Consider the following 8,577-nt stretch of genomic DNA (forward strand, 5'->3'; position numbering starts at 1 on the left):
GAAAATTTGCGCTTGCAGAATTGCTTTTTCATAAAAAACCGATAAGGAGTGATTATAGTGGGATTGGCGGCAAACCCGACCGGGATTAAATGGATTGATTCCGGTCTTACCATAAACAGGGAAAATCCCGACGACAGGGTCGTAGCGCTGGCCGGGAATCCCAATGTGGGCAAAAGCACCGTTTTCAACGCCCTGACCGGCATGAACCAGCACACCGGCAACTGGCCGGGCAAAACCGTGACGAACGCGCAGGGAAAATGCTCTTACGACGGAATCAACTATATCATGGTCGATATTCCCGGTACATATTCCCTGATGGCGCATTCCGCCGAAGAGGAGGTAGCGCGGGATTTTATCTGCTTTGGAAATCCGGACGCGGTCATCGTCGTCTGTGACGCGACCTGTCTGGAAAGGAACATGAACCTGGTGCTGCAGACCATCGAAATCACCAACCACGCAGTGGTCTGTGTAAACCTGATGGACGAAGCAAAAAAGAAACACATCCAGATTGATTTCGGCAGCCTGCAGAAGGACCTGGGCGTTCCGGTCGTCGGCGTTACGGCCCGGAGCGGAAAAAAGCTCGGGAAGCTGATGGAAACGGTCGGCGGCCTGAAAACAGAAAATTTCATCAGACCGATTCAATTAAAATACACCGCGCCGATCGAAGAAGCCATCTCCATTGTGGAGCCCGCCGTGAAGGCATGCCTCGGCGAAAAGCTGAATTCCCGCTGGGCGGCGCTGAAGCTGATCGACGACGACGAAAGCCTTCTCGAAAGCATGAGCGACTATCTTGGGTTCAATCCCGCGCTGGAGGAATCCGTCGCCTCAAAAATCGCGCAGGCCAGACAGTGTCTGAAGGAAAACGGAATCAGCGGCGAAGCGCTGTGCGATCAGATCGTTTCCTGTCTGATCATCACCGCAGAGGGAATCTGCGCCGACGCGGTGAAGTTTGAATCCGACAGCTACAACGCAAGGGACCGAAAAATCGACCGGATACTGACAAGCAAATGGAGCGGCTTTCCCATTATGATTTTGCTTCTGATGCTGATTTTTTACATTACCATTACCGGCGCGAACTACCCTTCCGCGCTGCTTTCAGGCGCCCTGTTCCGTTTTCAGGACGTTTTGCTCGCGTTTTTCACCCGGATCGGCGCGCCCTCGTGGGTTTCCGGCATGCTGGTCATGGGCGTTTACCGCGTGCTTGCGTGGGTCGTATCGGTGATGCTGCCGCCCATGGCGATTTTCTTTCCCCTGTTTACCCTGCTGGAGGATTTGGGGTACCTGCCCCGGATCGCCTTCAATCTGGATAAATATTTCAAAAAAGCCCACACCTGCGGGAAACAGGCGCTGACCATGTGTATGGGGTTCGGCTGCAACGCGTGCGGCGTGTCGGGATGCCGGATCATCGATTCGCCGCGGGAAAGGCTGATCGCCACCATTACCAACTGCTTTGTTCCCTGCAACGGGCGGTTTCCCACCCTGGTCGCGATTATCTCCATGTTCTTTGTCGGAACGGTTTCCGCGCCGTTCCAGTCCTTCTTCTCCACCTGCCTGCTGACCGGTATGATCATTCTGGGAATCTTAATGACTTTTATCGTCTCAAAGCTTCTCTCCGTCACCATCCTGAAAGGAATCCCCTCCTCCTTTACACTGGAGCTTCCCCCCTACCGCAGGCCGCAGATAGGGAAAGTGATCGTCCGCTCCATCTGTGACCGAACCCTGTTCGTTCTGGGCAGAGCGGTGGCTGTGGCCGCCCCCGCCGGGCTGGTTATCTGGCTGCTGGCCAATATCCATGCCGGCGGAGCCAGCCTGCTGCTCCACTGCTCGAATTTCCTCGACCCGTTCGCAAATCTCCTGGGGCTGGACGGGGTGATTCTGCTCGCGTTCATTCTGGGATTTCCCGCCAATGAGATCGTGGTGCCGATCATCATCATGGCGTACATGTCCACAGGGAGCATTCTGGAACTGGGAAGTCTGGAAGAACTGAAAAATCTCCTGCTCAGCAACGGTTGGACCTGGCTGACCGCCGTATGCACCATGCTCTTTTCCTTGATGCACTGGCCGTGCTCCACAACCTGCCTGACCATCCGGAAGGAAACGCAGAGCTGGAAATGGACGGCTGTCTCATTCGCGGTCCCCACCGCCGCGGGCATGGTGATCTGTTTCCTCTTCGCCGGCACCGTAAGGCTTCTGGGGCTGATTTAAGGCTGTCCCACTGTATGGAACGCACTTGTTGTCTCCTGAACTCCCCGGGCATACCCCGGGGCATTTAACAATAAAAAATGCGCGCTGGCACGGGCTGACAACCCGTCCGACGCGCACTTTTATCGTCTGGTTTTACGCTTTACAGCAGATGACGAACCATTTTGACACAAGATATTCCGAAAGGAATCCTTTCAAAGGGGCGCTCGGTTCGCGTGCTGCTTTTTGTAATAGGCCAGAGCAGCCAGCACTACCAGAATGCAGAACGCCGCGTACAGGAAGAAAAGCTTGCTTTGCAGGCCGCCCGAAAGAATGAAGAGGGAGCCGAGCGTCGCCAGAATGGGAACGGCAACCCCGCGGAAAGCGCTTTTGATTTCTCCCGCGCGGTAAAGCGCAAACACCTTGTAGTACAGAATAATATAGAAAATATAGCTCATAACGATAGCGATTTCGGAAACATCCGAATTGGGAAGCAGCCCGAATTTGACGGTGATAAAATGGATTGCCGCCCAGAATGTGGTGATAGCATAGCAGAAGGCCGCGGAATTCACCGGCATTCCATATTTCCCGTCCCGCTTTGAAAGCTTTTCGGAGAGCGGGAACATCCCCTTTCCGCGCAGGGCCATGGAGTACGGAAGGCGGATATAACCCAGAATAATGCCGTTCGCCGTACCCATCACCGCAATAATGACGAAAATCAGGATCAGCTGCGCGCCGAAACCGCCGAACAGATTTTTTGCGACCGTATAGACATGGGCGTCCTGCAGCGCAACGATTTCCCGGGGGTCCAGCAGGCTGGAAACGCCGACAAAATACGCGACATAGGTAAAAAGGACAATGACCGGTGCAATCACCAGCGCACGGGGCAGGTTCTTTTTGGAATCGCGGATCTCCGGCGCAATGGAGGTGGAAATGGACCAGCCGTCAAAGGAATAGGCAATCGGCCCAATGGCGGAAAGCCATGCCGCTCCCCCCAGAGTACCGGGGGAAACGCTTTGAAACCCTTTGGCGGGATTGCCAAAAAACAGGCCGCATACCGCAATGACAGCCAGAGGAAGCATCTTGCTGACGGTGGAGAAATTCTGGAACCCGCCGCCCAGTCTGGCGGACAGGGAATTCATCACAAAGTTCAGCGTATAAAAGAGAAAGCCGATCAGCATTTGATTTTCCAGTGTGCCTTCCCATCCGAACAAAAGGCAGATGTAAATGCCGACCACCCACGAAACCACCGCGGCAATGGTGGGAAAATACACAAAAATCTGGAACCAGCCCATCCCGCAGGCGAGTTTTTCGCTCGCGAATTCCTCCACATACGTGATGATCCCGCCGGGGCGGTCGGTGCGGGAGGCCAGCTCGCTGATGCAGAGCCCGCCGAAAACGATGCTGGTCGCACCCAGCACGAAAACAAACACGCCAAGCGGGACGCTTCCCCCGGTAGCCGCCAGAATATTGTCGCTCTTAAAGAAAATTCCGGAGCCGATACAAATACCGATAATCATGGTTACCGTAGTGAATAATCCGTAATGGCGCCTTGTCTGTTCCATATCGTATGATCTCCCCAAATCGATTTTCCTGCCTGATTGCAGCGTTTCTATTCTATCACAGCGCAAAGTGTTTGGATAGTGTCTGAGCAAGAAAAGATCTCTCTTTTGCCGGGAGGGCAAAGGAGAGATCAATTCCTATTTTTTATCTTTTCTGGTACAGGAATGACAGGATGCGCACCGGCTGCAGTCGCCGCAGCATTCGTTTCTGTGCCGGTAGGAATACCGGACCGCAAACACAAGCAATACGGCGATCACCGCCAGAATTGCATAATCAATCAGCTGCATAACGCTCCTTTCCGCCGTCAGCGGCAAAACAAAAGACCGACATGATAGACAATAAACGCCACGATCCAGGCGACGCCCGTCTGGTAAAGCACCATGGCCACCGCGTTTTTCGTGCTGTTCATTTCCCGCCGGACGGCGCTGATCGCCGCGACACAGGGCGTATAAAGCAGCGTGAAGGTCAGGTACGACCACGCGGTCAGCGGGGTGAAAAGCTGGGACAGCGCCGCGGGCAGATTAGAAACACTGGTTCCGGTCAGAACCGCAAGCGTGCTGACGACCGCTTCCTTGGCGGTAAAGCCGGTAATCAGGGCGGTGGAAACACGCCAGTCGGTAAAGCCGAGCGGGGCAAACAGCGGCGCGATCACCTTGCCGACGCCGGCGAGCATGCTGTCGGCGCTTGTGGCCACCACATTCAAGCGCGTGTCAAAGGTCTGAAGGAACCATATGATAATCGTTGCCACAAAGATAACGGTAAATGCGCGCGTTAAAAAATCTTTTGCTTTATCCCACATCAGCAGCGCGACGCTTTTCGCGCTGGGAAGGCGATAGTTCGGCAGTTCCATGACAAACGGTACCGGTTTTCCGTGGAAAAGCGTGCTTTTCAGGATCAGCCCGCTGATAATGCCGACGAGGATACCGGTAACATAAAGGGCGATCATCACCAGCGCACGGTGCTTCGGGAAGAACGCGACGGTAAACATCGCGTAAATCGGCAGCTTGGCGCTGCAGCTCATAAAAGGCGTCAGGAGGATGGTCATTTTGCGGTCGCGTTCACTGGAAAGAGTACGGGTCGCCATGATGGCGGGAACGGAGCAGCCGAACCCGATCAGCATCGGCACAAAGCTGCGGCCGGAAAGCCCGATCTTGCGGAGCAGCTTATCCATGACAAAGGCGACCCGCGCCATATACCCGCTGTCCTCCAGAATGGAGAGGAAAAAGAACAGCACCACAATGATGGGTAAAAACGAAAGCACGCTGCCGACTCCGGCGAATACGCCGTCGATCAGGAGCGAATGTACGACCGGGTTGATGCCGTACGCGGTCAGGCCCGCGCTGGCGGCTTCGGTAACGAAGTCGATGCCAAGGGAGAGAAGGTCGCTCAGCGCGCTGCCGATCACCCCAAAGGTCAGATAAAACACCAGCATCATAATGGCAAGGAAAATCGGCAAAGCGAAATATTTATGCGTCATGATTTCGTCGATCGCCACGCTGCGCCGGTGTTCTTTGGATTCCCCTAATTTTACAACGGAATCCTTGCACAGCCCTTCGATAAACGTGTAGCGCATATCCGCCAGGGCGGCTTCCCGGTCGGTGCCGAGCTCCCGCTCCATTTCCGTTACGCTGTGGCCCACCATATCCTTTTCGTTGTCCGAAAGGCCCAGCGCGTTCATCATGGGATCGTCGCCCTCGACCAGCTTCGTCGCCGCGAAGCGCGGCGGTACGCCGATCCGTTCGGCGTGATCCTCCACCAGATGGGCTACGGAGTGAATGGCCCTGTGTACCGCGCCGGCGCAAAAGTCCTGGCGCTTCGGTTTCTGTTTCGCCGCGGCGGTGCTGATTGCCGTTTCGATCAGCTCGTCGATCCCTTCGTTCTTGCTGGCGGAAATGGGAACGACCGGCACGCCGAGTTCTTTCTGAAGTTTCTCTATAATAATGGTCCCGCCGTTGGCGCGGACCTCGTCCATCATATTCAAAGCGATTACCATGGGAAGATCCAGCTCGATCAGCTGCATGCTCAGGTAAAGATTGCGCTCGATATTTGTCGCGTCCACGATATTGATAATCCCGTCCGGATGGTTGTTCAGTATAAAGTCGCGGGTGACGATTTCCTCACTGGTATAAGGGGAAAGAGAATAGATGCCCGGAAGGTCCACCACCGTTACGTCGCGGTGCCCGCGGATCACCCCGTCCTTTCTCTCAACCGTAACCCCCGGAAAATTTCCCACATGCTGGTTGGAACCGGTGAGTTGGTTGAACAGCGTTGTTTTTCCGCTGTTCTGGTTCCCGGCTAACGCAAAAATCATCGGCTTAACGTCCCTTCCACTTCAATCTTTTTTGCATCCTCAATCCGAATGGTCAGTTCGTAGCCTCGAAGATGAATTTCAATCGGGTCGCCCATCGGAGCAACCTTTCTCACCATCACCTCCGTATGGGGGGTCAGCCCCATATCCAGCAGCCTGCGCCGCAGCGCGCCCTCGCCCTTGACTTCAATAATCTTTGATTTACGGCCGATTTGCAGTTCATTTAAGGTCATAAGAGCCTCCGTCTTCTGATTTCTGACTTGCTTGCGATGCTCCTCAAGCAGTGTATGTTAGCCACTGCTAACATACACTATTTTAGTCTGTACAATGGGATTTGTCAAGGAGACCGGAGGCTAATTGTGAAATGTTTTTCAAAAACCGATTCCCGCATTCCTTCTCTCGCTTTTTTGCTTCAAGGAGCAAAAAAGCGGCCGCAAAAAACGACCGCTTTTTATAATCATGATTATATGATGAAGTTTCCGTTCCGGAATACGCCGATCTGTTTTCCGTCCCATGTGGTGCCGGTAATTTCCATATCCGCGCTTCCGAACATAAAATCGCAGTGGATTTTGGAATAGTTGGAACCGAGCTTTTCCAACTCTTCCCGCTTGAATTCCGCGCCGTTTTTCAGATTGTCCGGGTAGGAAGCGCCGAGCGCCAGATGGCAGGAGGCGTTTTCGTCAAAGAGCGTGTTCAAAAACAGAATCCCCAGCCGTGAAATGGGAGAGTCGTACGGAATCAGCGCCACTTCGCCGAGGTAACAGCTGCCCTCGTCGAAGCCGATCAGATTTTTCAGGGTATCCTCTTCCTTTTCCGCCTGAAAACCAACGACTTTTCCGTCCTGAAAATCCAGATGGAAATTCTCGATCAGCTTGCCCTGGTAGCTCAGCGGCTTTGTGGCGTATACGCGGCCGTCCACTCTGTATTTATCCGGCATGGTAAAGACTTCCTCGGTCGGCATATTCGGATTGAAAACCGCGCCGTTTTTCGCCTTGTCGCAGCCGCCCGCCCAGATGTGGTCCCGAATGAGTCCGACCGTCAGGTCCGTTCCCAATCCGTTTTTAAAATGAAGGGACTTGAAGCGGAATCCGTTCATTAACTCGCAGTGATGACTAAGCTCCTCATTGTGCCGTTCCCACTCGGCGACCGGGTCGTTGTCCTCCGTAATCCGGACGCTTGTGAGAACCGCGTCCCACAGCGCGGCAAGGGCTTTTTCGTCACTGAGGTCCGGAAAGACCTTTTTCGCCCACGGGACGGTCGGAATCGCGACGATGGACCACTGGCCGTAGTTCGCCATCGTATAGTATTCAAACGGCTCAAACGCGGTTTCTTTCGCCATACGGGCGATTTGGAGCTTCTTTCCGTCAATTTCCGCCAGAAGTCCGGGGGTGGCGGACTCGACATACAGGAAACAACATTTTTGGTCGATACAGTTTCTCTTCTGCTCAATCTTCCACGGGGCTATCCGGGCCAGCGTTTCCGTGCTTTCCTGCTGATAGGCAAGCTTCGTGACCGCTTCGTCGGTCCAAAGGACAAGCACTTCCCCGGCGCCCGCCCGGTACGCTTCCTCCACGCACAGGCGGGTAAAATACGCGCACTCCACGGACGACGTCAGAACAAGCATCTGCCCCGGCTGCACATGGACCCCCATGCAAACTGCCAGACGCGCATATTTGCGCAATATTTCCTCTTTTACCATCAATAATCTCCCTTTCTTTTGATGTTCAATGTTCCCCCTGCAAATCGGTTTATACCTATTGGGACCGCAATCAATCCCATCCCTGCTTCTGCAGCTTCTGCGCGGAAGCCTTCAGCTGTCTGCGCCGCTCCGGATAGTCCGGCAGGACCTGCCCGACCAGCGCCCAGAAGCGCGGGGAATGGTTATGCTCGACAGTATGCGCAAGCTCGTGGACGATCACATAGTCGATCTGCTCCGGCGGGACGAGAATCAGCTTCCACGAATAACTCAGGCGGTTTTTTCCGGAGCAGGAACCCCAGCAGGTACGCGCCGAGCCGATCCGCACGCCCGAGGGCCGAAAGCCGGTGCGCCCGGCATAATCCTCCGTCCTGCGTGAAAGGACGTCCAGCGCGATCGACTGATACAGGCGGACAAGCTTCGGTTTCAATGTTTCAAACGCTTCCTGCGGCAGGAGGAAACCTGTCCCGTCAAAAGCGACGCGTTCCCCGGGCAGTACCGGGTATTCCTTCCCCATCAGCGGCAGCGTCGAACCCGGAGAAACGCGGAATTCCTGCCGGGCAGCGGCGTTCGCCGCCATCTGAGAGGACTTTTCCTCGATCCATTCCCGCTTTTCACGGACAAATCGGTCGATGGTAGCCTGGGCGGCCCTGAGCGGAGCGCGGACAGTCACGTTGCCGTCCCGGTCCACACAGATGGCAACGGTTTTGCGCCGGGAACGGATCAGCTGATATTCCATTTACTTCCCCCTGCGTTTCATTCCCCGGATGACCGCTTTGGTCCGGTCGTCCACACGGAAGGATTCCACGATTTTCTGCAGCGTTTTGTT

7 protein-coding genes are annotated in these 8,577 nt (G+C 54.8%); 1 reads left to right on the top strand and 6 read right to left on the bottom strand.

All coding sequences use genetic code 11. The features are described 5' to 3' along the window. The first annotated feature begins 57 nt into the window (after positions 1 to 57). Positions 58 to 2,205 (top strand): ferrous iron transport protein B, encoded by a 2,148-nt coding sequence (gene feoB, locus ACQGQ5_RS11045; protein WP_455736550.1) that lies wholly within the window; start codon positions 58 to 60, stop codon positions 2,203 to 2,205. A 191-nt stretch (positions 2,206 to 2,396) separates the two neighbouring features. Here the strand turns inward: feoB (ACQGQ5_RS11045) and ACQGQ5_RS11050 are convergent, their stop codons facing one another. The 6 genes from ACQGQ5_RS11050 to ACQGQ5_RS11075 all read right to left on the bottom strand — a co-directional run bounded on the left by ACQGQ5_RS11050 (position 2,397) and on the right by ACQGQ5_RS11075 (position 8,487). Further along, complete coding sequence (locus ACQGQ5_RS11050) at positions 2,397 to 3,746, bottom strand: APC family permease (protein ID WP_455736551.1); 1,350 nt, start codon at positions 3,744 to 3,746, stop codon at positions 2,397 to 2,399. Positions 3,747 to 3,881: 135 nt separating this feature from the next. Further along, a complete protein-coding gene (locus tag ACQGQ5_RS11055) occupies positions 3,882 to 4,031 on the bottom strand; it encodes a FeoB-associated Cys-rich membrane protein (protein ID WP_455736552.1) in 150 nt (49 codons plus the stop codon). Positions 4,032 to 4,048: 17 nt separating this feature from the next. Beyond that, positions 4,049 to 6,055 (bottom strand): ferrous iron transport protein B, encoded by a 2,007-nt coding sequence (gene feoB, locus ACQGQ5_RS11060; protein WP_455736553.1) that lies wholly within the window; start codon positions 6,053 to 6,055, stop codon positions 4,049 to 4,051. Beyond that, the gene (locus tag ACQGQ5_RS11065; RefSeq protein WP_455736554.1) at positions 6,052 to 6,285 is read right to left on the bottom strand and encodes a FeoA family protein; all 234 of its coding nucleotides are present in this window, start codon (positions 6,283 to 6,285) and stop codon (positions 6,052 to 6,054) included. The genes feoB (ACQGQ5_RS11060) and ACQGQ5_RS11065 overlap by 4 nt, the downstream gene beginning before the upstream one ends. A gap of 230 nt (positions 6,286 to 6,515) precedes the next feature. Further along, positions 6,516 to 7,751: an aminopeptidase gene (locus tag ACQGQ5_RS11070; protein ID WP_455736555.1), complete on the bottom strand. Its 1,236-nt coding sequence runs from the start codon at positions 7,749 to 7,751 to the stop codon at positions 6,516 to 6,518. 70 nt (positions 7,752 to 7,821) lie between these two features. After that, a complete protein-coding gene (locus ACQGQ5_RS11075; RefSeq protein WP_455736556.1) occupies positions 7,822 to 8,487 on the bottom strand; it encodes a M48 family metallopeptidase in 666 nt (221 codons plus the stop codon). Positions 8,488 to 8,577 lie beyond the last annotated feature (90 nt).

The sequence above is a fragment of the Caproiciproducens sp. genome (assembly GCF_053840905.1).